The following is a 24,337-nucleotide window of genomic DNA, read 5'->3' as shown; positions in this document are numbered from 1 at the left end:
GACGGAAGCGTGAATTGCTCGTCTCCCCCAATCGAGTGACATCGGCTACCGTCCCGCGCCGTGGCGAGTTTGAGTTCCTCCGAGTCCCCGAAGACCACGCTCAGAGAAGACCTCCGGGCGCTTCTCGATTGCCCTCGCGAGCTATGGCTCGTCTACGCGGCGACGTTCTTCGAGTACCTCGGCATCTTCTCGTTCTTGCCCACGCTGCCGCTCTGGCTCTCGGGCGACTACGGGTTCGACGACAAGCAGGCGGGCAACTGGGCCGCGCTGTTCTCCACGCTCGTCACGCTCTTCGTGTTCCTCGTCGGCTCGATTGCCGACGCGATGGGCGTTCGTCGCACGCTGATCATCTCGTTCGGTCTCGCCGCCCTGACGCGCTTGGCGATGGCCATTGCGCCGTCGCCCTCGATGGCCATCGCCACGCTTCTTGCCTTCGGCTTCGCCTACGCGACCACCTCGCCGGTGCTGCAGACCGCCGTGCACCGCGCGTCGGGAAAGAAGACGCGCTCGTTCGCGTTCTCGCTCTGGTACGTGAGCTTCAACCTGGCGGGCGCGATGTGCGGTCCGCTCGTCATCGATGGCACCCGTCACGCCTTCTTGAATTCGGAGACGGGGAAGCTCGCGCCCAAGGCACTGAACCTACCGATTCTCGGTGAGACGATGTTCACGGCGAACCGAGCCATCATGGCACTCGGCTTCGTCTTCGCGGTGATCGCGCTCGTGGTCATCTCGTTCGTTCGCCCGTCGTTCGAACACCGCGTCGATCCCGAGGAAGCAAACGACGTCAAGCCGGCGAAGAAGGGCAACCCGCTCGTCGCCTTGAAGGAAGTCCTCTCCGACAAGCCGTTCTGGCGCTTCCTCGTCTTGCTCGGGTTCCTGTCGCTGGTTCGCATGATGTTCCAGCACATGCACTTCACGTGGCCGAAGTACGTGATCCGCGAACAGGGCGACGCATTCCCGGTCGGCACGGTCTGGTCGGTCAACTCGCTTTTGATTCTCTTCCTCGCGCCGCTCGGCACCGCGCTCACGCGCAATCGCAAGCCGTTCCAGGTGCTCCTCTTCGGCGCGTTCATCTCGTCGCTGAGCCCGTTCGTGCTCTGCTTCGGCTCGACGATGCCGTACCAGATCACGATGATTCTCTTCCTCACCATCGGGGAAGCGCTCTGGTCGCCGCGTCTCTACGAGTACAATCTCTCGATCGCTCCGCGCGGCCGAGAAGCCACGTACGTGAGCCTGGCGTCCTTGCCGTACTTCCTCGCGAAGTTTCTGGTCGGACCGTCGTCGGGTTACCTGCTGTCCACGTTCTGTCCGCCGACGGGCCCGCGCCAGGTGTGGTTGCTCTGGGCCATCATCGGCGCATCGACCATGATTGGTCCCATCGGTATCTGGCTCGGGCGTAGCTGGATGACGAAGACCGATCGCGAGGACGAGGCGAAGCCCGCGACGGCCGAAGCCGCGTAGCTTCGCATCTCACATCTCCGATCGCGCATCGCGCACGAGGTCAGTGGCCTTACCGGGGCCGCCTCGCGATCGCACTGCTCGCGCTCGGGTCGCGCGCTGGCTTGCCCGACGCTCGTTTCGTCCTTACGTCCGTCGCATGAGTCGCGTCTGCGTCGTGGGGGGTGGGCCGGCGGGGATCATGGTGGGCGCGCTTCTCGCGCGTGCCGGCATCGACACCGTCGTGCTCGAGAAGCACGCTGACTTCTTGCGTGACTTTCGAGGCGACACGGTTCACCCCTCGACGCTCGAGGTTCTCGAGGAGCTCGGCTGGCTCGATGACTTCTTGAAGATGCCTCATCAGGAGGTGTCGCGGCTCCGCGTGCACATGCAGGGTACCGAGCTTGCGCTTGCCGACTTCGATCAGGTTCGGACGAGCAAGAAGTTCGTCGTGTTCATGCCTCAATGGGATTTCCTCGACTTCGTCGCCGAGCGCGCGCGTGCCTATCCGCACTTCGATCTTCGGATGCGTACTGCTGTCGTGGGGCTCGTCGAGGAGCGCGGAATGGTGCGAGGTGTTCGAGTCGTCGGACCGGAAGGCGAGAGCGAGATTGGAGCCGATCTCGTGATTGCCGCCGACGGACGTAATTCGCTCGTGCGCGACCACGCCGGTCTCTTGGTCGAAGACATCGGAGCGCCCATCGACGTCCTCTGGTTCCGGCTTCCGCGTCGAGAGTCCGACCCGCGTCAGGCCCTCGGTTGGCTTGCGAACGGGAAGTTCCTCGCCCTGCTCGATCGCGGCGATTATTGGCAAATTGCATACATCATCGCAAAGGGCGGAATGAATACCGTGCAGGCGCGCGGCATCGAGACGTTTCGCCGGGACCTCGCCGAGACGGTGCCATTTCTCTCCGATCGCGTGGAGGAGCTACGGAGCTTCGACGACGTGAAGCTCCTCATCGTACGCGTCGACCGGTTGAAGCGCTGGTTCAAGCCGGGCCTGCTCTGCATCGGCGACGCGGCGCACGCCATGTCGCCGGTGGGCGGCGTGGGGATCAACCTCGCGATTCAAGACGCGGTTGCGACCGCCAATCTGCTCGCCGAGTCACTACGTTCCGGCGCCGTGACCACGGCGCAACTCGAAGCCGTGCAGCGCCGGCGAATGCTGCCCACGCGCGTGACGCAGGCGCTGCAGGTTTTCGTCCAGAAGCGGGTCATCGAACGTGCACTCGATGGTCGTGCACCTTTGCGCGTGGGCCCGGCGCTTCGCTTCTACGATCGCACGGCGTGGCTCCACCGGTTCCCCGCCCAGCTCGTGGGCGTAGGGATTAGGCCCGAGCACGTTCACAGCGCGAACGCCCCTTAGATCCAATGCCGTTCGGATAACAGACGTCCGTCAAACACCGATGGATTCGACCCGAGATTTTTCACAGGAAGCAGCCATAACCTCCGTCAAGAGCTGACAGGCAGCTCGGGGGACCATTTTCGGCCTGTGCGCGCCATCGAGTTCAGGATGGTGAGCATCTTTCGCATGCACGCCGTCAGGGCGACTTTGGCCGGCTTCGTGGCGCGAAGCCGGTCGAAGAACGCCTTGATGAGCGGATTGCATTTCAGCGATGCGACGCAGGCCATGTAGAGCGCACTGCGCACGGTCGTGCGGCCGCCGCGGACGCGACGCTTGCCGGTGTGGCCCCCGCTATCGTGATTGAAGGGCGCAAGGCCAGCGAGCGCGGCGATGCACTTGCGAGTAAGCCTTCCGAGCTCCGGCAGATCCGAGATCAGAGTCCGAGCGGTGACCGGTCCGATGCCGGGGACGGAGCGAAGTAGGTCCTCCTTTTCCTTCCACAGAGGACTCTTCTGCAGCTGAGCGCGTGTCGTCTCGTCGAGCGACTCAAGCTGCTCCTCGAGAAATTCGATCGTCCGCCGGATGCTCTTCACCGCTTTTTCGCCGCCGACCTTTCGCGTGATGCTGAACGTCGCGAGCCGATTCTTCTCGGTGGCCAACATCGAGACGAGCTGACGCCGACGAAGCAAAAGAGCCTCCAATTCCAGCGTTTCTTCGTCCGGAACTGGCTGTGGTGTGGGTGTCGTAGCAGCCCCGAATCGCGCGATGACGTTCGCGTCGATCGCGTCAGTCTTCGCCAGGATGCCGAGGGCTTTCGCGTAATGTCGAACCTGACTCGGACTGACCACCGCGACGGGAAGCTTCGCGCTGCCGAGAGCGAGAACGACGTCGAGCTCGAAACCTCCACTGGCTTCGAGCACGACGAGCTTGGGTTTCATTTCCATCAGGCGCTGGAGAAGCTGGGTCTGACCTTCCTCCGTGTTGCCGACACGGAAGACGGTCTTTCCGTCCTCACTTGCCACATCGAGATGATCTTTCGAGACGTCGATGCCGATGTACTGGGTCACGACTTCCTCCATGCGAGGGGGACGCGACCTTCCTCCCGATGCCCGGTCTTGTAACGTGATTCGAGCTCTCCGCTTTGGGAGGCTCACACAGCCATTCGAGCTCGTTGGGAGTAGGTCCTTCGTACGACGAGTCTTGCTTCCTGTCGGCCTCTCAGGACCTTGGCGGAATCGATCTGTCGTACGAAGGATCTTTTTACCGCGCGGAACGCCGCGCGAGGACGGGGATCTATACAAGTGCGGAAGGGCGGAAGTTTTTGGGGCGGAGAGCGGGGCAAATCGTGCGACACCGCGTCGGCATCGGGGGCATTCAATTCCCCAGCAAGCGCAGTTTGGCGCTTTACGCCGAGCGATAACAAAACCTTCCGATCTTCCGACCTTCCTGTGAAGACGGATGTCTTTTCGCGACGGTGATGAGTGACGATACTACCGCGGCGAACTCCGACGATTCAATCCGGGGCGTGCTCTTCGTATTGTGGGAGCTGGTCGCCGATCGTGAACCAGGGGGCCTTCGAGCCGACGAAGATGTGATGCGTGGGCCGAATCGTGGGCTCGTCGAGCAGCGTTCCCATGGCAACGTGGACGAACGCGCCGTCGCGAACGACCGAGTAGAGGAGCGAGCCACATCCCTTGCAATGCGCGTCGTGTGCGGTTTCGTCGCCGTAGGTCGAGAGGTTGCTCTTGCCCTCGATCACCCGAAGCTCGTTGCATTCGATTCCGGCGAACGGTTTGAACGCCGAGCCCGTGGTGCGACGGCAGTTCCCGCAATGGCAGATTGCGGCGTAGCCGAACGCGTCGGCCACGACGTACTGGACGGCCCGGCAGTAGCACGAGCCGCGTAGCATCTTTCGGTCTTCGCTCATCGGACTTCTCGGTACACGGCCTCGATGTTGTTTCCGTCGGGATCGATGACGAAGGCGGCGTAGTAGCCGATCATGCGCGAGGGCCTATCGCCCGCCGTTCGCGCTGTCCAGTCACCTCATGGAGTGGACGGCGTGCACACGCTGGCCCGCACGATCGACGGGGGCGCGGCCACCCGGTACGACGAGCCGCTCGTATGACGCTCGGCCTGGAAAATAGCCACGTCGTAGACGTGACCGAGCTGGAGTCCGAGCTCGGGATGCTGAGGAAGGTTGGCTGCCGCGTCGAGCGGGCCGTGAATGCCGCCGAGGTCGACGAGGAGCTTGCCGTTGACGAACACGAACGCGTCGTCGTCACCGCGGAAGCGGATGATCTCCGTACCCTGGTACGTGAACCAGAAGCGCGTCTCGGTCGTGAAGCTGAAGTTGTGTCCACCGGCGCGGGCGGGCTCGTCGCCGTCGGCGACCCATCCTTTGGCATCGAGCGGGAAGAACTGCGGTGCATCGTAGACGTAGCTAGCGTCACCCTGGAGCGCGAGATCGAGCTTCCCGATGATCGTGCGGTTCATGTTCGGCGTGTCGCGGTACCACTGATCGAAGGGCGCCTTGCCCGAGGTGTTCGCACTCGAGAGGCCGTCTTTGGCATAGACGGGCTTCCCGTCCGAGCCGAGAGTGCCCATGACGATGCCCGTCTCGGAGCCACTGTTCTTGTTCTCGAAGTCGATGTGGCCGCGAGGAAGGACCCCTTTCGGGGGAAGATCGTAGCCGCGGAAGTCGCGGTAGACGATGGTGATTGGGGCGTTGGGCACGCCCTCCGGAACGGCACACGTGAAGCCGTCTTCGACCGCGCAGGTCGACGAGCATCCGTCGTTCGACCGCTTGTTGCCGTCGTCACACGTTTCGGCGCCGGTGATGACTCCGTCGCCACAGCGATCGTCGCAGGCGCCGTCCTTGCACTTCGGCTCGAGCTTGCAGAGCGGGGAGCATCCGTCTCCCAGGTCGTTGTTACCGTCGTCGCAGGCTTCGGTGCCCTCGGGGACGCCGTCACCACAAGTGGTGGGCGTGCACGGCGCGGCGGGAGGGCATTTGAAGCCGTCTTCGAGGCGGCACACCGCGGAGCAACCGTCGCCCGCGGCCTTGTTCCCGTCGTCACACTCTTCCTTGCCGGCGAGGATCCCGTCTCCGCAGATCGTGGTGCACGGCTTGCCCGCCTCCACGCACGTCCATCCGGCCTCGACCTGGCACGTCGAGGAACATCCGTCGCTACCTTCGACGTTGCCGTCGTCGCAGGCCTCGTCGGTGTCGAGTACGCCGTCACCGCAAGAGGGTGCGTCGGCGGCGTCGACGTCGGCGGCGTCACTCGCGTCGCTTGCGGGAGCCTGTCCATCGGGCTCCGACGTGTCCGGAGGCGCTCCATCGGGAAGTTCGGTGCTCGGAGTCTGGGCGTCCGGCTTTTCGATGACGGCTTCGTCGCCGCAAGCAGCCATGGCGGCGAAGGAGACGAAGAGAAGGGCCAGGGAGTGTCGGTGATCGAGGGATCGCATGAAGATTCGCCGAGAGGCGCATCGTACTCGTTCGTGGAGCCTCCGTGGGACCTCGGCTGGACGACGCCGAGGATTTTCCGCTCGAGCTTCCTTGTGCCGACGCGGAGTGTGACTCGTCCGCGCTCGTGACGCAGGCCTGCTAGGCTCGACGCACCGAGGCAAGCCATGTCGTACGTCGAGCTGCCGCCGCCGCCGTCGCTCTCGTCTCTCGTCGCCTGCTTCTGGGCGATCACGGGGCCGTCGGGCGAACACCGCGTGCTGCCCGACGGATGTATCGATCTCATTGTCTTCGGCGACGGTCAGGTCGAAGTCGTCGGCACGATGACCGAAGCCATCCTTTCGCCGGCGCTCTCGGCGCCCGTGGCCGCTATTCGCTTCCTGCCGGGCGAGGCTGCCCGTCTCGTGCCGGAAGCTGCTCGCGAGCTGACCGATCGCGATGCGCCGCTTCGCGAGCTATGGCGCGACCGCGGTTCGGTCATCGAACACGATCTGTTGGAGCGAATGCGGCGATCGGCGAAGCGCGAGGCGCCCGAGCTCCTCGCCACGTTGTCGCCCGCATTCTCCTCGATTCTTCGCAGCCGACTCGCTTCTCACGCCGATGCCACGGACCTTCGCATGCGGGAGGCGGTCCGGCTGCTCGGGGAAGGGCACTCGGTGCGGGCGACGGCGGCTCGGGTGAATCTGTCGGAGCGTCAGCTGTCGCGTCGATTCACGGAACGCGTGGGCGTTGCGCCGAAGCTCTTCGGGCGCGTGATGCGCTTGCAGCGCGCGGCGAATGCGCTGGCCGACGGCGGCTCTCCGATCGATGTCGCGACGATTGCGCAATACACCGATCAGGCTCATATGAATCGAGACTTTCGCGAGCTGGCGCGCGTCACGCCCGCTGCACTGGCGCGCGAGTACGCCGCCCGCGGGGCCGGTACATCCAGCTCGAACACGTGACCGTCGCGCCTGACCGCACGGCGACGTCCGATTCGTACAAGACCCCCATCGCATTCGCGGCTAACGATGTCGCATGCCGATCGTCCCCGACATGGTTGGAATCGTCTCCGCGGACTTGCCTCGCTCGGTTCGCTTCTATCGCCTCGTAGGCCTCGATTTTCCCGATCCCGAGGGCGAAGACTACGTCGAAGTGAAGACGCCGAACGGCTATCGCATTTCCCTCAATGCGGTCGAGCTCGACAAGAAGCTCACCCCGGGATGGGTTGCCCCGCGCGGGCAGCGCCTCTCGCTCGCGTTCCTGTGCGACTCGCCGAAGCACGTCGACAAGACGTACGCCGCGATCGTGGCCGCCGGGTTCGAGGGCGTGAAAGAGCCGTGGGATGCGTTCTGGGGACAGCGCTATGCGCTCGTCGCCGACCCCGACGGCGCGCACGTCAGCCTGTTCGCGCCGCTGAAGTAGTCATCGCTCGAGGGGGGCCGCGCGTGCGGTCGGTCCCGCCGGTGCGAGTCGCGCGAGGAGTCGATCGATGTCTGTCGCAAGCGAGGGATTCACGACCGGTGAGCGCCTCAGCTTGGCGAACGCGGCGAGCGCCCCCGCGCGATCGCCCAGGGCCACGAGGCCGAGCGCAACGACCTGCAGAGCAACGGGATTCGATGGCGAGATGGCGAGAGCCTTTCGCGCGCGGGCGACCGCAATCGCATCCTGTCGCGAGGCCAGAGCGAGCTGCGCGAGGCGTGTTTGGAGCCCGAGCCTCGAGCTCGCATCGAGGGCGCCATGGTCGTTCGCCTCCGCCGCTTCGAGTGCCCCTCGAGCGGCCGCGAGATTGCCCACGGCCTTGTAGGTGCACCCGAGGTTGTAGAGCACGTACGGATCGCGCGGCGTGAGCTCGACTTGCTTCTCGAGGAGGGTGAGGTTCCGTCGCGCGCGGCTTCGATCGCCTTGGACCAGGTCTTGCTGGTAGCCGTGATGAACCACGAGGAGATCGGCCTTCGCGATCGTGCCGCCGCCTCGCACGATCGATGGCGCGATCTGCTCGTGGATGATCCCTTCGTAGCGATGCTCGGTCCTGCGCTCGAACAGCCGTGTTTGAGGCACTTCGTCGAAGAGGGCCGTCTCTCCTGCAGGCATGAGATTGCGCACCCGCACCTGCAGGCCGCGAGCGCGCGTGCGACCGACGACCTCGCGCATCCGCCGGCCCGAGGCGGGGGCGATGCGCTCGTCGGCTGCGAGGACCAGAATCCAATCTTTGGTCGCGAGCTCGATGGATCGATTGCGCGGCGCGGAGAAGTCGTTCGTCCAGGCTTCTTCGACCACGAGGGCGCCGAAGTCGCGCGCGATGGTGATCGTGCGGTCTTTCGAGCCGGTGTCGACGACGACGATCTCGTCGACGACGCCCTGGACGCTCCGTAGGCATCCTTCGATATTGCTCTCCTCGTCTCGCACGATCATGCAGAGCGAGAGCGTGCGAAACGATTCGGCGGCCATCCTCCGAGAAGAGAACGACCGCCGTGTGTGAGGCTTAAGCCGAGGGGCTCACTTCGCGGGGGTGCGCTGGACGAGGAACGGACCGAACCCCTGCGCCGTCGGCATGACTTCGACGACATTGAGGTTCACATGTGCCGGCCGCGTGACGGCAAAGGCGACGATGTCGGCGATGTCATCGCCCGAGAGCGGCGTCATTCCTTCGTAGACCTTCTTGGCGCGGTCTTCGTTGCCCTCGAAGCGGACGACGGAGAACTCGGTCTCCACCATGCCGGGCTCCACGCACGTCACGCGCACACCCGTTCCCGCGAAGTCGCTCTTCATCGCCTGCGAGAACTGATGCACGAACGCTTTCGTCCCGCCGTACACGTGCCCCGCAGGATAAGGATACGTTCCGGCCACCGAGCCGATGTGCACCACGTGGCCTCGGCCGCGTTCCACCATCGCGGGTACGAAGGCGCGCGTGGCGTAGACGAGCCCTTTGCAATTCGTGTCGATCATCCGCTCCCAGTCCTCGACCGACGCGCGCTGGACGGGATCGAGCCCGAGCGCGAGCCCGGCCGAGTTGACGAGAATGTCGATGTGTCGTCCGAGCTCGCTCTTGGCGAGCGATTCGACGGCGTCGCGATCACGCACGTCGAGCTCGACGGTCAGGCAACGTTCTCCGAGCTCGGAGGCCAGGTCGTCGAGACGCTCTCGACGGCGGCCGGCGGCGAGCACCACGGCGCCTTCGGCGTACAAACGTGCGGCGCAAGCGCGACCGATTCCGGACGTGGCACCCGTGACGAGAACGCGGCGGCCTTCGAGCTTGTGTGCACTCATGGCCTCCGAATAGCGCGAAACGGATCGCGGCGTCATGCACCTCGTCCAGGCGGGGGCGCACGAGCGGGCGAGGCGACCTGCTCGACGTGCCGCCGAGTTTCGGCCAAGATTGCGCGCCCATGCCGTACGAGGCGCTGCTCGAGGAGTACGACGCGTTGCTCCCTTCGCTGCGTCGTCACGGTGATCGCCTCGTGGACGAGCTTCGCGTGCTGCTCGCGGCCGATCCTACCCTCAAGGTTCACTCGGTGACGGTGCGGCTCAAGTCGCGCGAGAGCCTGGCGCGCAAGCTCGCGCGGCCCGACAAGTCGTACTCCGACCTCTGGGCCATCACCGATCTCCTCGGCTTGCGCGTCATCACGTACTTCGAAGACGCCGTCGATCGCGTGGGCAATTTGCTCGAAGCGCGCATGCCCGTCGACTTCGGGCACTCGACGGACAAGCGCCGTCGCGAGCCCACCGAGTTCGGCTACCGCTCGCTCCATTACGTGTGCAGCATGGGCGCGGCGACGCCAACCGAGCTACCCGAGCGCGCGCGCTTCGAGATCCAGGTGCGCACGGTGCTCGAGCACGCCTGGGCCGAGATCGAGCACGACCTCGGATACAAGGCGACCGAGGAAGTCCCTGCGCCCACGCGACGGCGATTGAACCGCCTGGCGGGCTTGCTCGAGCTTGCGGACCAGGAGTTCGTGGCGATTCGACGAGAGCTCGACAGCTACGCGAGGGCGCTTCCGGCCCAAATCGAGGCTGGTGGAGACTCGGTGCAGCTCGATCGCTTCTCGCTCGCGGCGTTGCTCGATTGCGACGAGGTGAGGGCCATCGATCGCGACATCGCCCTCGTGCTCGACAAGCCACTCGGCGAGGAGCCGTTCTTTCCCGGTTATCTGCTCAAGATGCTGGCCTCGAGTGGAATTCGCACCGTGGCCGACGCCCGAGCGGGCATTCGCGAGCATCACGACGTCATCGTCGCCATGGTGAAGCCGTACTTCGCGTTCGCCTGGGAGACGTGGCAGCTCTCGCCCGAGCAGATGGCGCGCATCTTCCGTGGCTACTCGCTGTTCTTCCTGGCCCACGTGGAAGTGCTTCGGACGTCGTCGCTCCGTCTCGAGAAGATCGAGCGCCTCGCGCGTCTGTATCGCGAGCTCGACTATCCCGACGACGCCCGTACGGCCCACCGCGTGGCCAGCATGCTGGTCGATGCCTTCGGCACCCTCGGCCCGACGGGCACGGACGTTCGCTGAGCGTCGGACGATCGGGTTAGGTGATTGAGACGCGTATCACGCGCGCTTCGGCTGGCCATCGCGGCCACGGCGGAGGAGTATCCGCGTCGTTTGCGGGCCCCGTCTCGCGCTCGAAGTCTTGCTCGAGGTTCCCTTCGATGTTTCGTGCACGTTTGCTTGCTTCGATGTTCGTCTCGTCCGCGGCGGCCTTCCTTGCCGTCTCGTTTGGTGTCGGATGTGAAGACGATTCGTCCGGCGGGGCACCCGTCACGTCGTTCGATGCCACCGCACCGTTCGACAGCGCGGCACCGAACCATCCCGGGGACGCCGCGACCGACGCCGCGGATGGCGGTGACGGTGCCGTCTTCGACGTGCCCGACGAGGCTTGCCCGATCACGGATGTCACGAGCAAGGCCTGGTCGAAGAAGGGAATCGCCACCACCGTTCGCAGCATTCTGATCCGGGATACGGTCTATGCCGTCGCGGATCGCAACGGGACGACCAGTCCGCTCTACTCGTTCGCGCTCGCGACGGGTGACGGGAAGGGCGTGCCCACGCAGATCGCGCTTCCGGCGGTGACCGACGCGAACCCCACGTTCTTGCCTCGTCTGCAGACGGCGAAGTTCGACAACCACGAGCAGCTCTTCGTGAGCCTCCTGAACCGGTATTACGGCGCGTCCGACGGAGGCGTGTTCGAGAACAAGGGCGGCCTCGTGCGGGTGGGCCCCATCGACGCCCCGCTCCCGGCGACGGCGGCGATTCTTCCGAGCACCCAGGGATCCGTGGATGGCGTGTTCGACGACACGGCGGGCCCGAGGGTGCTCTCGTGGTCGTCGCTCGAGGGGGATGCGGGCACGGTCTCGACACTGACCGGCGCGGCGGGCTCGGAGACCCTGGCGTCGCCGTTGTCGTTCCCCGGGAAGCCGAGCGAGTTCGAGCGCTCCGAAGTTCTCCACGAGCAGGACCGAATCGTCGGAGTTCTTCGCGCGACCAATCTCGCGAACCCGAGCGCGGTCGTCTTCAGTGGTTGGCCGATCTCCGACGCGGGGGCTGGTGCGCCGATCGATCTGCCCGGTGGCTATGCGACGGCGACGGTTCGGGACACGGCGCCGATGGCGTACGTGCTCACCTCGGCTGGAGAGCTCTTCGAGGTCGACCTCGGTGAAACCATGAGCCCCGTCGGGCGCCTCGTGACCAGCCTTCCGCAAGGCTATGCGCCGGCACCGGGGTCCAACGCGCGCATGGTCTACACGAACGGGTCGGTGGCGTTCCCCGCTTTCAAGGACGGCGCACCTCGGATCCTCCGCGTTCGGTTGGGCACGGGGGCGATCGAGGAGTGGATCCCAGACGCGCCGGATGCCGGTACCTTCGTCGGTTGGTCTGCGCTTGCAGCAGGGCATGGCGTCGTGTGCACGGCCATTGGTCGCACAGTGGGCGCCACGTCGAGCGCGGAGATCGATTGCGCCTGTCTCGACGGCGCGTTCCAGCGTGTGCCCTGACTCGAAGCGTCAGGTGCAGGTGCTGACGATCAACGTGTGACGAGACGGAGGTCGTCGATTCGGAGGTCGATGCTCACGTTGGCGTCGCACGCAGGGGCCGAGCAGCTCTGCACTTCGAAGAGAACCTGACCCGTCTTGCCGTACGACGCGGGGATGGTGAACCGAGCCTCGTTCCAGCCCTTCTTCCACGACCACTCGCTTTGCGTCGCGAGGAAGTACTGGTGGATGTCGTTCGGCGGATTCCCAGGCGCGGCAGCGGCGCTCACGACGGCATCACGATCGATCCAGATGCGGAACTCCAAGGCCTGCGCGTCGATCTCGTTGGCGCCGTCGTTCGCGTAGAACCCGAGGCCGTCGTACTGATGCGAGCTGTAGCCGACGGAGACCGCGCCCGAGCAAGCGGGCGATCCCATGGTGACCTCGCGATGGAATCCGTTCACCGACCAGCCGGTCGTCGCGGCGTCGCCGAAGATCTCCTTCTCGGCTCCAGTCGCCGGCGGAGCAGGGCAGGGGCGCACAGGGCCTGCCGGACCTGCGTCGTCGGCGGAAGCATCGCCGGAGGACGACGCATCCGCCGGAGCGCTCGCGTCGGCCGCTGCGGGAGGCCCTGCGTCGGGTTCGTTGGTCGTGCCCGATCGATGATCGAGGACACGCGTGGGCTCGCTACTGCACGCTCCAACCCCCGCGAGCAGCACTGAACACCACCAACGCATGCACCTCGTATAGCAGGGGCACGCACGTACGCGTGGTCGGGCGGGTCGGAGAACCCACCACGGGCTACACCTGGTCTCTCGGTCTCTCGACGCGCCGCGCAAGCGCGGCCGCAACGATGCGTGAAGGAGACATGAATCGAGCGTGACGGCGGAGTGAATTCGAAGCACGGTGGCTGCGCATGCCCGCGATCGGGGGGTGTCCGCGTGCACGAAGGATTGGACGGACGACGCCCGATCGAGGACTGTGCACGGCACTCTAGCCGTCGTTCAACCGCGCTACGAAGCAGTCTTCCAATGTTCAAAGCCCGCCTCACGAGCAGTGTCTTCAACAATATCTTCAGCAGTGCGTTTCTCGCGGCTCTCGTCGCGACGAGCGCCGGCTGTTCGTCCGACCCGGAGACGACTTCCTCCGACCCCACCGGCGCCGACGCAGGGGGAACGAGAACGAGGTAGATTCCGGCACCAAACCTGGTCGCGACAGCGGCACGGACAGCGGAAAGGACAGCGGCACGGACAGCGGAAAGGACAGCGGCACCGATCCGGGGCCCGAGTGCAGCGCGCCCGACGACTGCCCGGCGCCGAGCAGCAAGTGCGTCGAGCGCACCTGCAAGAGCGGCGTCTGCGGAGAAAATCCGTTGAGCGCCGGCAGCGCCGTCGATGGCGATACGCTCGGCGACTGCAAGAAGAGCCAGTGCGACGGCGCCGGCAAGGTCGTGAGCGTCAACGACGACACCGATCTGCCGGACGACAAGAATCCCTGCACCGACGACGTCTGCACGAACGGTGTGCCCTCCCACCCGTTCAAGACCGTGGGCACGACGTGCGGTACCAGCCTCGTCTGCGACGGTGCGGGTAACTGCCAGGGCTGCAACCAGCCCTCCGACTGCAGCGGCACCGACGACGACTGCTCGTCGCGCACGTGTAAGGCCGGCGTTTGCGGTCGCGCGTTCACGAAGAACGGAACTGCCGTCACCGCTCAGACCGCGGGCGACTGCAAGAAGGCGGTTTGCGACGGCGCCGGCAACGTCACGAGCGTCAACGACGACTCCGACATCGCGAGCGACGGCAACAGCTGCACGAACGACGTCTGTACGAACGGCGTGCTCAGCCACCCGACCGTCGCCGACGGCACGTCCTGCGAGAACGGCAAGCTCTGCAAGGCCGGCGTGTGTACCGGCTGCACCACCGCCAACGACTGTCCCGGCACCGATACCGAGTGCCGGACGCGGACGTGCACGGACGGCGTTTGCGGAGCCGTCAACGGCGCGCAGGACAAGGTCTTGACCGCCCAGACCGACGGCGACTGCAAGACGGCGATCTGCGACGGCAACGGCAGAATCGTCTCGCGAAACGACGACACCGATCTTCCCGTCGACGGCCTGCAATGCACGAACGACGTCTGCACGAACGGCGTCCCCAGCCACCCGCCCGTCCCCGTCGGAACGACCTGCACGGACAACGGCGGCTCGTTCTGCAACGGCAATGGCGCGTGCGTGAGCCCGTCCTGCACGGATGGCATCCGGAACGGTGACGAGACCGACGTGGACTGCGGCGGCACCACCTGCCCGGCTTGCGGTCAGGTGACCGTCACCCCGGCGGACGCCGCGACCAACGTGGCCGTCAACGCCACCATCACACTGACCTTCACCTCGGCGATGGACAGCACGACGATCACCGCGCAGTCCGCGGCGGGCGCGTGTGCCGGCAGCGTGCAGGTCTCGGCCGACGACTTCGCGACCTGCCTCGCGTTCAACGCCCCCGGCATCAACGGGACGAACAAGGTCGTGACGCTCACGCCGACCGCGAACTTCGCCAACAACACGACGTACAAGGTTCGCGTCACCAACGCGGCCAAGACGTCGGGCGGCGTAGCCGCCGCGCCCTACACGATGACGACGGGCTTCACGACGGCGACCGGGGTGACCTGCGCCGCGCACGGCTTCAACGGGGCCCTCGTCACCTTCGACCTGACGGGGGCGGCGGGCGACCAGGCGAGCTCTAGCGCGAAGACGACCGCCGCCGGCGTGACTAGCTCGGTGCTGACGCGCTCGTCCGCCGTCAAGGCGACCCAGGCGGCGGATTCGATCAGCAGTACCAACTGGGGCACCACCAACACGGTGGACGCGTCGCGCTATTACACCTTCACCGTGACACCCGCTACCGGCTGCTCACTGCAGCTCTCCTCGCTCGCGCTGGACGTAAAAGCGTCCGGTACCGGTCCCACGAAGGGCGACGTCGCCACCAGCGTCGACAACTTTGGGGCGCACAGCAGCCCGTCCTTTTCGGGGACGAGCAAGCCCACCGTGTCGCTGTCGGCGACCAAGGCCGGCGCCATCGAGGTCCGCATCTACGGCTACGGCGCGAGCGCGAGTAGCGGAACGTTCCGCATCCAGAACACGATGACGCTCTCCGGGACCATTCAGTAACGTCACGGAGACCGTCGGTTTCGCGGCCGACGCTATTGAGTTGAGTCAACGCCCTCTGCCCTCGTGGCAGGGGGCGTTTCTCTTGATGGGCCCAGCATGGGCGCGGCCTCCCTACCCGATATCGGGGCGACCGACTATGGTGCGCGCCATGGCCGAGCACGTACGCCCCAAAGACGTCGAAGCGGTGATTGTCGACGTCGTGCGCCCCAAGGATGCCTGGGCTCGCCAGGCGGAGAAACTCTCCGATGGCGGGCTCGTCGGAGCCGCGCTGCTCGCCGAGGTTCGTGCGGTCGGCAACGGCGAACCCGCGGCGCGTCTCGAAGGATGGCTTCGCGAGAAGGTGCAGCCGAAGGCCGGCGACGAGCCGACGCGCACCACCGACGAGGCGCTCGCCGCCGTCGCGAAGATGAAGCGCTTCGACGATGCGAGCACCGAGAAGATGATCGCGCGCTTGCTCGACGGCGTCCTCGCGGGCGGCCGTGCGAGCGTGCTCTTCCGCGAAGCGGCCTCGGTGCTCCACGACATGGGCGACGACGTCGCGGCGTTCGACGTGGTCCGAGGCGCGCGCGCCATCGCCGCCAAGGACGACCCCGCACGCGTCACGACGGACATCCTCCTCGTCACGCTCCTCTTCGAGCGCGGACGTTGGGCCGAGGCGCGTGACGTCCTCGCCGACGTGCCCGCGCCCCAACGCACCTCGCTCGCGACGCGTCTCGCGGTGCTCTCGCAGGCCTTTGCCTTCCGCGCGGCGGACTACCTCTCCGGTGATCCCGACGACGATGCGAAGGTCTCACCGCTCTCGCTCGAAGACGCGCAGGCCGGCGTTCGGAGCATGGCGCGTCGCATCGACGACGTCCGTGCGCTGCTCGCCGCTGACGCGAGCGATGCGTCGTGGCTGCCCAACGTCGACGCGCTCCTCGCCAACACGGGCAAAGCTCTTCCCGACAACGACAGCGAGCTCCCCGAGGGCTTCACCGATCGCGTGTTCGTCCTGCGAAACGAGTGGAATCGACTCTCGTGGGCGCTGGCCGCGCTCGGCGCCACGAAAGTCGTGATGCCCATTGCCATCGTTCGACCGCGGTGTGCCATGGATTTCGTCGACGACTTCATGGCGGCGCGTCACGATCTGCTCTGCGACCTGGCCGAAGGAAACGCCCCGAAGGCCGAGACCGAGCTCGACCAGCAGATTCTCGGCGCCACCTGGGGAGGCACGCCCCTCCGCGATCTCGACGCCGATCTCGCGCGACTCTGGGCCGACGAAACCGAAGCCGGCCTCGCCGGCCTCCGCTGGGCGCTGGGCCAAACCCCCTCCCCGTGGAGCGCCGAACCCTAAGCGGCGGATGAAGGTCGGGGCACTCAGCGGTTGAGGATGTCCGTGGCCTGACCGAGTGCGTGTTCGCTCGAGATCATCATCGCTTCGCCGAGGGTGGGGTGAGGATGAATGGTGAGCGCGATGTCCTCGGCGAACGCGCCCATTTCGATGCCGAGTGCCGCTTCGCTGATCATGTCGGAGGCGCGCGGGCCGACGATGTGCACGCCGAGGATCTCGTGCGTGGACTTGTCCATGACGGTCTTCACGAAGCCTTCGGTCTCGCGCATGGCCATCGCGCGGCCGCTGGCGGCGAAGGGCATGCGACCCACCTTCACCTCTCTCCCCTTTCGTACCGCTTCTTCCTCGGTGAGGCCTGCGTAGGCGATCTCGGGATCGGTGAAGACGGCCGCGGGAATCGTCTTCCAGTCCTTGGCTGACCGGTGACCGGCGATGACCTCGGCGGTCACCACCGCTTCTTTGAAGGCTTTGTGCGCGAGGAGCGGTGCTCCGCTGACGTCGCCGACCGCGTAGATCGACGGCACGTTCGTCCGGCCGACCTCGTTCGTGGCGATGAAACCTTTGGCATCCGGCGTGATGCCGACCGTCTCGAGTCCGAGGCCTTTGCTGTTCGGGGCCATGCCGATCGCGACGAGGACCACGTCGACCTCGATGGTCGATGCGACGCCCTTGTCGTCCACCACCTTCACGGCGATGCCGGTCTTCGTGCGCTCGTGGCCCATGGCCTTGTGGTTGACGAGGATCGTCATCCCGCGCTTCGCCAGCGAACGCTGCGCGACGGCCACGCAGTCCTTGTCGACGCCGGTGAGCAGCTGCGGCAGGGCCTCGACGACGGTCACCTGCGCTCCGAAGTTCTGATACATCGAGCCGAGCTCGAGACCGATGACGCCGCCGCCGAGCACGAGCAGGCGCTTCGGAATGGCGTCGAGCGAGACGGCCTCGCGCGCGCCGACGATCGTGCGGCCGTCGAACGGAAGGCTCGGCAAGCCGATCGTCGACGAGCCCGTGGCGATGACGATGGCCTTGGCCTCGTACTGCTTTTCCCCGCCTTCGCGGAGTGCGACCGATACGGAGTTCGGGCCCGTGATGCGCGCGGTTCCGAAGACCGTCGACGCACCGTTGGACTTGAGGAGCGAGCCGACGCCGCTGACGAGCTTCTTGACGATGGAGTTCTTCCACGCCTGGAGCTTCGCGACCTCCACGCGCGGCGCGCCCATGCCCACGAGGCCGACCGCCTCGAGATCCTTGAGCTTGTGATTCATGTGGGCGGTGTCGATGAGGGCCTTCGACGGGATGCAGCCCCAGTTGAGGCACACGCCGCCGAGGTCTTCCTTCTCCACGCAGAGCGTTCGTTGCCCGAGCTGCGCGAGTCGGATTGCCCCCGTGTAGCCTGCCGGACCCCCGCCGATCACGATTGCATCGAACCGCTCTGCCGTTGCCATGACGGACTCTCCTTGTCGCGAGACGCGAGACTGAAGTCTCTAGCAACCGCCTGCGATGTCCACGATTAATCGGGGCGAGTGCGCTTCGCGTGGCGTACACGCCGCATGCCGTGCCTCGCCTTGGCATGGTGCCGCACATTTGGGGCCTGCACTCGACGCGCCGTGCAGCGAGCTTCGGTGGTTCGTCATCGACCGCGCTTGCAACTTGACGGGCGTCGTGGACGTTGGGCATCGAGCGAATCCCCCAAATTGGGTAATCCATTTGGGGAATCCACGACCTGCATGTGCGTTGGATAGCGTGAAAAGCGATGCCCACTCAGGTCGCTGGTCCCATAGGTCCTTTTCTCGACAACGTGCAACAGAGGCAGGTCTCCGTCGTCGTCATGGCGACGTGTGACTATGCCCCGAGCGGTCCGATGGGCGATCCCGCCCAGCTCGATCAACACGTGCAGCAGCAAGTGCTGCGAGCGATTCGCGACGTCATCGGTCGAAAGATGGCGAATCGTGAGCTGACGTTCCGTCACCTGGGCACGGGTGACGTGGCGGCGGTGACGCCCGAGATCCTCGCCGTCTCGGGCCTCGAGCAGAATGGCATTCGCGTGAGCTCACTTGCCATGAGCTTCGGAATTGACGGGCACCCGCCGCAGCCTCCGCGTCCGGCCCAAGGCGCACCGCCTGCTGCGCAGCAGCACAACCTCGCGCAGGGCACGTTCGACATGGGCGGCGGCCATCAACTACGCGTGAAGATCAACGGTAAGACGCCCGAGAACTACTTGAAGGACAAGGCGTCGGGGATGGTCTTCGGTTGGATCCTCGGCGCCATCATCGTCGGCGCGATGGTCCTCACCGTCGTGGGATTCGGTATCTACATCTTCGTTGTCGCGAAAAGTGGAAATGCCCCGAAGGCCGCGGCGGCCGCGAAGTGGGATGGCAAGTCCGAATTCGAATGTGCTGGAAACGATGCCGTCGTGCTGACCGGAGTCACGGCGAAGGCGGGCGTGAAGGCGAGCGGTAACTGCCAGCTCACCATGTCGAGCGTGAGCATCACTGCGCCGGTGGCGATCGAAGCGGGGGGCAACGCGAAGGTGACGATGACGGGCGGTAGCATCTCCTCGTCGACGAACTCGGTCGTCGCGTCTGCCAATGCGAAGGTCGACCTCGTGGGGACGAAAGTGACCGGCAAGGCCAAGACGAGCGGCGGCGCGAAGGTGACCGGGGCGCCCTGAGTCGCGTCAGAGCGGGAGCGTGGAGCGCACGCGAAGAAGCGAATCCACGGGAATGCGCACGATCCCGCTCCGCGGCTGTTCGAGATCGAAAATCACGAAGACGACGAGCGCCACGAGCACGATGAAGACCGCCGTGACGAACGGCACTCGTTCGCCCGTGAGGCCGTAGATGCGTCCGAGGGAGAACGCCGTCGACGTGGCGCTCACGAGGAGCATGAGTACGACCGTCGCAGGGACGTGATCGCGGAGGCCATCCTGGGCTACCTCGTAGCTCGCCATGACCGCGTTGAGCGCCATGATGAGCGAGGTGTGCGTCGACACGAGGCGAGGCTCGTGGACGACGCGCCGGATGGTCTCCGCCATCGCCTTCTGGTGCTCGCGCGTTCGTCGAAGGAGCTCGACGCGTTCGGGAGCGGCGCGCGGATGCTGCGGCGCCTCGATGCGATCGTCCAGGTAGTCGCGGACCTCTCGGAGGAGCTCGTCTCGCTGAGGATCATCGAGCAGCCCGCCCACCGTGGCGAGGTTCGCGATCGCCGTTGCCTCGTTCACCATGAAGGTGAGTCGCTGATCGTACTTCGCCGACGCAGACGCGAACGTGAATCCCAGCAGCAGGCCGAGCAAGCCGATGATGGCGTCGTCCATGCGCGTGTGTTTGACGCTGTCGCCGCGCGCCTTTTGGCGTCGCCCCGTGGCTTGGCCCCACTCTGCCGCGGCGATCATCGCGAGCGCCAGGCCACACGCAATGATCCACGCGCTCAGCTCGAAGAGGCCCACTCCTCGATCGTCTGAAAGGCGCGTGCCAAGACCGCTCTGGCTCGCGCCGTGTGCCGCATGCGCGCACGGGCGGTGACCAAGCGATCACCGCCGTGCGGCAGGAGAGGCGCGTTCGCTCAGCCCTTGGCGAGGGCCTTGGCGAGCTCGGCGTAGAGGTGCACGTTCGCGGTGACGGTCTTCTCGTAGACGCCGATGTGCATCGACTCGTTCGGGCCGTGCGCGCCCGTCTCCGGATCGATGACGCCGTTGAGCACGAGCGGGAGGCGCGAGAATCGCTTGCCGAAGAGCGCGACGAAGGGAATCGAACCGCCGATGCCGATTCGGAGCGGCTTGCGCCCCCACGCAGCCTCGTAGGCGCGATCGGCCGCGTCGAACGCGGGGCCTTCCGCGACGTAGTCCCACGACGACGAGCCGCCTTCGAGCTGGTTGATCTTGATGGTCAGACCGCCCGGAACCTGCTGCGTGAGCTCCGCGCGGATGGCCTCGAAGAGTTCCTTCGGCGTCTGCCCGGGGGCGATGCGGATGCTGAGCTTCGCGGAGGCCGACTTGCGGATGGCGTTCTTCTCCGTGCCCGGCACGGGGAGGGTGGTCGACAGAATCGTCACCGCCGGCTCGCGCCACGCCCAGGCCGCCGGGCTGAGGCCGCGGTTCGGAAGGGGATTCACGCCTTCGAGCAGGCGCGCTCCGGCGCGGATCACGCGCTCGGTCATCGGAACGTCGTGCGAGCTCTGGAGCCACGCCGGATCGATCTCGCGGCGCGCGAGCTTGAGGCGACCGTCGTCGTCGACGAGGCGCGCGAGGAGTGCCACGAGCGTGACGGCCGGATCCGGAACGACGTTGCCCCAGAGGCCCGAGTGCACATCACTCTTCGCGCTCTCGACGGCGACTTCGATTTCGAGCAGACCGCGGAGGCTCACCGTGATGCCGGGGATCTCGGGGCTCGGGTTCTCGCAGTCGGTGAGCACCATCGCGTCGGACTCGAACGCGTCCGGATACGCATCCATGAAGCGTTCGAGGTTCGGGCTCCCGATCTCCTCTTCGCCTTCGAGCAGGAGCTTCAAGTTGCAGGGCAGCCCGTTGGCCTCTTTGAAGTAGCTCTTGATGGCGACGAGGTGACTGAGCCAGCCACCCATGTCGTCGGCGGAGCCGCGGCCGTAGAGGCGATCACCCTTGCGCACGATGCTATGCGGCGGCGTGTCCCACGCTTCGCCGGCCACGGGCTGCACGTCGAAGTGACCATAGACGAGGACGGTGGGCGCGTTCGGCCCGGCCTTCATCCATTCCGCCGCGACGCACGGATGCGCGCCTTCGAGCTCGAGGACGCGTGCGTTCGACATCCCGATCGCCTCGAGGTCGTCACGCAGGGTCTTCGCGAGCTCGCGGAGACGGCCCGCTGCATTCGGATCGCTCGAAATGGGAGCGAAGGAGAGGTAGCGGTTGAGCTGGGAGAAGGACTCGATCACGGCCGCGGAGGCCGCGTCGGCAACGCGCTTGACGTCGATCATCGTTCAGCGCTTACCACATCGCGCGCCGGGCGCCGCGCGACTCTTCGCGGAAGAGCTCGCCGATGCCGTCGAGGCTCATTTTTCGCGTGGTTCGTCCACGGATGCGACCTGACGCAGCGCGCGTTCGAGCGCGCCCACCGGATCGGCCGGCAGGTCGACGGATCGCCAGGCGACGTAGCCGTCCGGGCGGATCAAGCTGGCTCCGTCCGCCTCGAGGCCGAAGGCCGCGCGAAACGCGCCTTCCTCCGTGGTCTCGACGTCGCTCCCCACGAGGACGCAGTGCACGTCGATGCCGAGCGCGGAGGCCACGGTCTTCGCCGCTTCTCGCCAGCGCTCGCCTTCGGCGAGGAGGACCCAGCGCCGTTGCAGCAGGTCGAGCGAGGAGAGCCGCTCGTCGCCGCGGGAGACCCAGAGATGGGGCGCGCGCGTTCCTGGCTGACCGGCCCACTGGTCCGGTCGCTGGGCGGGCGGCAGCGTCTCCGCGGCGCCGAGCACCGCGTTCGAGCGGTAGAGCTGCCCGAACTCCATGGCCGCGTCGTCGATGATGGCGACGTCCTTCGCGACGCCCGCCGAGTGCGCTGCGAAGTCGGCGCGCGCGAAGATTTGCTGGTGACGCAGCCACGCGATGGGACGCCGCTCGGCATCGTAGCTCTCGAGCAGTTTCGGCGACGACCTGCCGGCGAGCACGGCCGCGAGCTTCCACGCGATGTTGTGCGCGTCCTCGATGCCGGTGTTCGCGCCGTAGCCACCACGACTCGGCGGTAGCGTGTGTGCTGCGTCGCCGGCGAGGAAGATGCGGCCCGAAGAGAAGTGGTCCGCGATGAGTGCACTCAACTCCCATCGGCCCGTCGTGATGAGCTCGATCGGGAGATCGGGCTCACCCACCGCGCGCCGAATGAGCGCTTGCAGCGTCGCTTCGTCACGCTCTTCGTCGTCGGAGAGGAAGAGCGCCCATCGCCCGTCCCTGTAAGTCACGAGGAACGCGTTGAAGTCCGGCTGATCGATGCTGAACTGCACGATGCCGGACTCGAGATACTTCTGGAGCGGAGCGCGGAAGAGAACGCTGCGCATCGTGCCCATGGAGCCTCGGCCGCTGCGTCCGATCGCGAGCGCCTCGCGGACCGCGCTCCGGTGCCCGTCGGCGGCGACCACGTAGCTTGCCCGCAGCGTGTACTCTTGCCCGCTCGGCCCGCGCAGCCACGCTGTGACGCCGCTCGCGTCCTGCTCGAAGCGCAGGAGCTCCGTTTCGAGGCGCACGTCCGCGCCGAGCTCGATGGCCTTGGCGCGCAGGATCGGCTCGAGGCGGTCCTGTGCAATGCCGCCCGAGCCCATGGGAGACCACTCGATCGGCGGGGCGACTTTCGCTGGTGGCGTCCACGGCGACTCTTCGAACCAACGTCCGGCGAGACTCTCGACCCGCACGCGCCTGGGGCGAGCGTCCGACGTGACTTGCGGGAAGCGATCGGCGAGCCCCACGGCACGGAGGAGCTCCATCGTTCGGGGCGTGTAGCCGATGGCTCGCGGGTGCACCGAGCTGCCCGGATGGCGCTCGACCACGACCATGGGGATGCCCTCCCAAGCCAGGAAAAGTGCGGTCGAAAGGCCCACCAGGCTTCCGCCGATCACGAGGACAGATGCTGAATTTCCGTTCATTTTGGCCCTTTCGATACGATGTACTGATCGATACACTGTATCGACGTAATGCACCGTAACCAGCACCGCGCTCTTGTCCAGGGCCCAGTCATGAGCGAAGACGAGCCATGAGCCCGCGACGGAAGCCGGACACCACGCCGGACGCGCCTCTTGTCTGGGAGCGTCCCGAGCCGCCCGTCCGACCATCGCCCGGGCCTCTGAGTCGCGAAGCGATCATAGGTGCAGCCATCGCGCTCGCGGATCGGGAAGGCCTCGGCGCGGTGTCGTTCAGGAAGGTCGGTGCCGCGCTCGACGCCGGGCCCATGCGCCTCTACGGCTACGTGTCCACGAAGGAAGAGTTGCTCGAGCTGATGGTGGATGCCGTCTACGGCGAGATGCCGTTGTCGGAGGTCAAAGGCGAGTGGCGTCAGGCTCTTCGTGCGCTCGCGCACGGCATGCGCCGCATGTCCATGAAGCATCCGTGGTTCCCCGAGCTACTCGGCAGTCGCCCGCACATCGGCCCGAATGCACTCGCCCATCTCGAAGCCACGCTCGCGGCCTTCAGCGAGACGCTCGGTTTCGAGAACATCGACGACGTCATGCTCGCCGTGACGACCGTGAAGGCCTACGTGATGGGCGCCATCCAGAGCGAGGTAACCGAGCTCCGCATCGAACGCGAAACGGGCATGGACAAGGAACGTTGGCAGAGCGCGAACGGGGCCTACATCCTCCGGATGATCGCGACGGGCCGCTATCCCACGCTGGGCAAGGTCGTCGAGAAGGCAACGCATCCATCCCCGGACGTCCGGTTCGACATGGGCCTCGACTACGTGCTCGACGGAATCGCCGCGCGCCATTTGCGCTGACGCAGCCTCTGCGCGCAGGACGTTGCGTCGTGAGCAGGCGCAGGCAGCTTAGCGCGGCCGTAGTCGTTCGATCGATGTGCGTGCATCGATTCGGTTTCATGGCTTGACGCTTCGTCGCGTGAAGCCTTGGGGCGTGCCGTGATGCGCGTCAGGCGGAGCACGTGATCACGTCGTTCGCGTGGTCTCTGCAACGCCCGGTGATTACCGCGC

At 66.1% G+C, this 24,337-nt stretch carries 21 protein-coding genes; 11 read left to right on the top strand and 10 right to left on the bottom strand.

Annotated features, from left to right (window positions below):
- Positions 1 to 60 precede the first annotated feature (60 nt).
- Both AKJ09_RS02010 and AKJ09_RS02005 read left to right on the top strand, forming a co-directional pair.
- On the top strand, positions 61 to 1,461 hold the full coding sequence (locus tag AKJ09_RS02010; RefSeq protein WP_146645481.1) for an MFS transporter: 1,401 nt from the start codon (positions 61 to 63) through the stop codon (positions 1,459 to 1,461).
- A gap of 136 nt (positions 1,462 to 1,597) precedes the next feature.
- Positions 1,598 to 2,803, top strand: coding sequence for an FAD-dependent oxidoreductase (locus AKJ09_RS02005; RefSeq protein WP_146645480.1), 1,206 nt, complete (start codon positions 1,598 to 1,600; stop codon positions 2,801 to 2,803).
- Positions 2,804 to 2,889: 86 nt separating this feature from the next.
- On the opposite strand, the gene AKJ09_RS02000 is transcribed toward AKJ09_RS02005, so the two are convergent.
- The 3 genes from AKJ09_RS02000 to AKJ09_RS01990 form a co-directional block, all read right to left on the bottom strand.
- Positions 2,890 to 3,861 (bottom strand): IS110 family RNA-guided transposase, encoded by a 972-nt coding sequence (locus AKJ09_RS02000; protein ID WP_146645479.1) that lies wholly within the window; start codon positions 3,859 to 3,861, stop codon positions 2,890 to 2,892.
- A 434-nt stretch (positions 3,862 to 4,295) separates the two neighbouring features.
- Positions 4,296 to 4,709, bottom strand: coding sequence for a GFA family protein (locus tag AKJ09_RS01995; protein WP_146645478.1), 414 nt, complete (start codon positions 4,707 to 4,709; stop codon positions 4,296 to 4,298).
- 116 nt (positions 4,710 to 4,825) lie between these two features.
- Positions 4,826 to 6,250, bottom strand: a complete 1,425-nt coding sequence (locus AKJ09_RS01990) for a DUF4215 domain-containing protein (protein ID WP_146645477.1) — start codon at positions 6,248 to 6,250, stop codon at positions 4,826 to 4,828.
- Positions 6,251 to 6,415: 165 nt separating this feature from the next.
- On the opposite strand from AKJ09_RS01990, the gene AKJ09_RS01985 reads away from it, so the two are divergent.
- Together AKJ09_RS01985 and AKJ09_RS01980 are read left to right on the top strand one after the other, a co-directional pair.
- Positions 6,416 to 7,192: a helix-turn-helix domain-containing protein gene (locus AKJ09_RS01985; RefSeq protein ID WP_146645476.1), complete on the top strand. Its 777-nt coding sequence runs from the start codon at positions 6,416 to 6,418 to the stop codon at positions 7,190 to 7,192.
- 73 nt (positions 7,193 to 7,265) lie between these two features.
- Positions 7,266 to 7,652 (top strand): VOC family protein, encoded by a 387-nt coding sequence (locus AKJ09_RS01980; RefSeq protein ID WP_146645475.1) that lies wholly within the window; start codon positions 7,266 to 7,268, stop codon positions 7,650 to 7,652.
- Here AKJ09_RS01980 and AKJ09_RS01975 read toward each other — a convergent pair whose 3' ends face one another.
- Together AKJ09_RS01975 and AKJ09_RS01970 are read right to left on the bottom strand one after the other, a co-directional pair.
- Positions 7,653 to 8,678 (bottom strand): glycosyltransferase family 2 protein, encoded by a 1,026-nt coding sequence (locus tag AKJ09_RS01975; protein WP_146645474.1) that lies wholly within the window; start codon positions 8,676 to 8,678, stop codon positions 7,653 to 7,655.
- Between the two features lie 48 nt (positions 8,679 to 8,726).
- Entirely contained in the window at positions 8,727 to 9,497 is a 771-nt protein-coding gene (locus tag AKJ09_RS01970) for an SDR family NAD(P)-dependent oxidoreductase (protein WP_146645473.1), read from the bottom strand.
- 119 nt (positions 9,498 to 9,616) lie between these two features.
- On the opposite strand from AKJ09_RS01970, the gene AKJ09_RS01965 reads away from it, so the two are divergent.
- A complete protein-coding gene (locus tag AKJ09_RS01965; protein WP_146645472.1) occupies positions 9,617 to 10,735 on the top strand; it encodes a GTP pyrophosphokinase in 1,119 nt (372 codons plus the stop codon).
- Between the two features lie 137 nt (positions 10,736 to 10,872).
- Positions 10,873 to 12,213, top strand: a complete 1,341-nt coding sequence (locus tag AKJ09_RS01960) for a hypothetical protein (protein WP_146645471.1) — start codon at positions 10,873 to 10,875, stop codon at positions 12,211 to 12,213.
- Positions 12,214 to 12,242: 29 nt separating this feature from the next.
- Here AKJ09_RS01960 and AKJ09_RS01955 read toward each other — a convergent pair whose 3' ends face one another.
- Positions 12,243 to 12,926, bottom strand: a complete 684-nt coding sequence (locus AKJ09_RS01955) for a hypothetical protein (RefSeq protein ID WP_146645470.1) — start codon at positions 12,924 to 12,926, stop codon at positions 12,243 to 12,245.
- A 294-nt stretch (positions 12,927 to 13,220) separates the two neighbouring features.
- On the opposite strand from AKJ09_RS01955, the gene AKJ09_RS52580 reads away from it, so the two are divergent.
- From AKJ09_RS52580 to AKJ09_RS01945, 3 genes are all read left to right on the top strand, one after another.
- Positions 13,221 to 13,379, top strand: a complete 159-nt coding sequence (locus tag AKJ09_RS52580; RefSeq protein WP_169927176.1) for a hypothetical protein — start codon at positions 13,221 to 13,223, stop codon at positions 13,377 to 13,379.
- A 182-nt stretch (positions 13,380 to 13,561) separates the two neighbouring features.
- Positions 13,562 to 15,352, top strand: coding sequence for an Ig-like domain-containing domain (locus AKJ09_RS01950; protein WP_169927175.1), 1,791 nt, complete (start codon positions 13,562 to 13,564; stop codon positions 15,350 to 15,352).
- A 148-nt stretch (positions 15,353 to 15,500) separates the two neighbouring features.
- Entirely contained in the window at positions 15,501 to 16,685 is a 1,185-nt protein-coding gene (locus AKJ09_RS01945) for a hypothetical protein (protein ID WP_146645468.1), read from the top strand.
- Positions 16,686 to 16,708: 23 nt separating this feature from the next.
- Here AKJ09_RS01945 and lpdA read toward each other — a convergent pair whose 3' ends face one another.
- Complete coding sequence (gene lpdA, locus AKJ09_RS01940) at positions 16,709 to 18,124, bottom strand: dihydrolipoyl dehydrogenase (RefSeq protein WP_146645467.1); 1,416 nt, start codon at positions 18,122 to 18,124, stop codon at positions 16,709 to 16,711.
- A 353-nt stretch (positions 18,125 to 18,477) separates the two neighbouring features.
- Here lpdA and AKJ09_RS01935 point away from each other — a divergent pair, with 353 nt between their 5' ends.
- A complete protein-coding gene (locus AKJ09_RS01935; protein WP_146645466.1) occupies positions 18,478 to 19,350 on the top strand; it encodes a hypothetical protein in 873 nt (290 codons plus the stop codon).
- A 6-nt stretch (positions 19,351 to 19,356) separates the two neighbouring features.
- On the opposite strand, the gene AKJ09_RS01930 is transcribed toward AKJ09_RS01935, so the two are convergent.
- From AKJ09_RS01930 to AKJ09_RS01920, 3 genes are all read right to left on the bottom strand, one after another.
- On the bottom strand, positions 19,357 to 20,124 hold the full coding sequence (locus AKJ09_RS01930; RefSeq protein ID WP_146645465.1) for a bestrophin-like domain: 768 nt from the start codon (positions 20,122 to 20,124) through the stop codon (positions 19,357 to 19,359).
- Between the two features lie 116 nt (positions 20,125 to 20,240).
- Positions 20,241 to 21,629, bottom strand: a complete 1,389-nt coding sequence (locus tag AKJ09_RS01925) for a M20/M25/M40 family metallo-hydrolase (RefSeq protein WP_146645464.1) — start codon at positions 21,627 to 21,629, stop codon at positions 20,241 to 20,243.
- A gap of 75 nt (positions 21,630 to 21,704) precedes the next feature.
- Complete coding sequence (locus AKJ09_RS01920) at positions 21,705 to 23,282, bottom strand: FAD-dependent monooxygenase (RefSeq protein WP_146645463.1); 1,578 nt, start codon at positions 23,280 to 23,282, stop codon at positions 21,705 to 21,707.
- A 107-nt stretch (positions 23,283 to 23,389) separates the two neighbouring features.
- Between AKJ09_RS01920 and AKJ09_RS01915 the strand changes: the two genes are divergently transcribed.
- Positions 23,390 to 24,127, top strand: a complete 738-nt coding sequence (locus tag AKJ09_RS01915) for a TetR/AcrR family transcriptional regulator C-terminal domain-containing protein (RefSeq protein WP_146645462.1) — start codon at positions 23,390 to 23,392, stop codon at positions 24,125 to 24,127.
- Positions 24,128 to 24,337 lie beyond the last annotated feature (210 nt).

The organism is Labilithrix luteola, from assembly GCF_001263205.1.
Lineage (GTDB): Bacteria > Myxococcota_A > Polyangia > Polyangiales > Polyangiaceae > Labilithrix > Labilithrix luteola.
Note: the sequence above shows the minus strand (reverse complement) of the source record. Positions and strands in the feature narration are given on the sequence as shown.

What these genes read in the sequence shown, in the direction of transcription:
- AKJ09_RS02005 (WP_146645480.1), top strand. Translation starts at nt 1,598, where the DNA reads ATGAGTCGCGTCTGCGTCGTGGGGGGTGGGCCGGCGGGGATCATGGTG.
- AKJ09_RS02000 (WP_146645479.1), bottom strand. Translation starts at nt 3,861, where the DNA reads ATGGAGGAAGTCGTGACCCAGTACATCGGCATCGACGTCTCGAAAGAT.
- AKJ09_RS01995 (WP_146645478.1), bottom strand. Translation starts at nt 4,709, where the DNA reads ATGAGCGAAGACCGAAAGATGCTACGCGGCTCGTGCTACTGCCGGGCC.
- AKJ09_RS01990 (WP_146645477.1), bottom strand. Translation starts at nt 6,250, where the DNA reads ATGCGATCCCTCGATCACCGACACTCCCTGGCCCTTCTCTTCGTCTCC.
- AKJ09_RS01985 (WP_146645476.1), top strand. Translation starts at nt 6,416, where the DNA reads ATGTCGTACGTCGAGCTGCCGCCGCCGCCGTCGCTCTCGTCTCTCGTC.
- AKJ09_RS01980 (WP_146645475.1), top strand. Translation starts at nt 7,266, where the DNA reads ATGCCGATCGTCCCCGACATGGTTGGAATCGTCTCCGCGGACTTGCCT.
- AKJ09_RS01975 (WP_146645474.1), bottom strand. Translation starts at nt 8,678, where the DNA reads ATGGCCGCCGAATCGTTTCGCACGCTCTCGCTCTGCATGATCGTGCGA.
- AKJ09_RS01970 (WP_146645473.1), bottom strand. Translation starts at nt 9,497, where the DNA reads ATGAGTGCACACAAGCTCGAAGGCCGCCGCGTTCTCGTCACGGGTGCC.
- AKJ09_RS01965 (WP_146645472.1), top strand. Translation starts at nt 9,617, where the DNA reads ATGCCGTACGAGGCGCTGCTCGAGGAGTACGACGCGTTGCTCCCTTCG.
- AKJ09_RS01960 (WP_146645471.1), top strand. Translation starts at nt 10,873, where the DNA reads ATGTTTCGTGCACGTTTGCTTGCTTCGATGTTCGTCTCGTCCGCGGCG.
- AKJ09_RS01955 (WP_146645470.1), bottom strand. Translation starts at nt 12,926, where the DNA reads ATGCGTTGGTGGTGTTCAGTGCTGCTCGCGGGGGTTGGAGCGTGCAGT.
- AKJ09_RS52580 (WP_169927176.1), top strand. Translation starts at nt 13,221, where the DNA reads ATGTTCAAAGCCCGCCTCACGAGCAGTGTCTTCAACAATATCTTCAGC.
- AKJ09_RS01945 (WP_146645468.1), top strand. Translation starts at nt 15,501, where the DNA reads ATGGCCGAGCACGTACGCCCCAAAGACGTCGAAGCGGTGATTGTCGAC.
- lpdA (WP_146645467.1), bottom strand. Translation starts at nt 18,124, where the DNA reads ATGGCAACGGCAGAGCGGTTCGATGCAATCGTGATCGGCGGGGGTCCG.
- AKJ09_RS01925 (WP_146645464.1), bottom strand. Translation starts at nt 21,629, where the DNA reads ATGATCGACGTCAAGCGCGTTGCCGACGCGGCCTCCGCGGCCGTGATC.
- AKJ09_RS01920 (WP_146645463.1), bottom strand. Translation starts at nt 23,282, where the DNA reads ATGAACGGAAATTCAGCATCTGTCCTCGTGATCGGCGGAAGCCTGGTG.
- AKJ09_RS01915 (WP_146645462.1), top strand. Translation starts at nt 23,390, where the DNA reads ATGAGCCCGCGACGGAAGCCGGACACCACGCCGGACGCGCCTCTTGTC.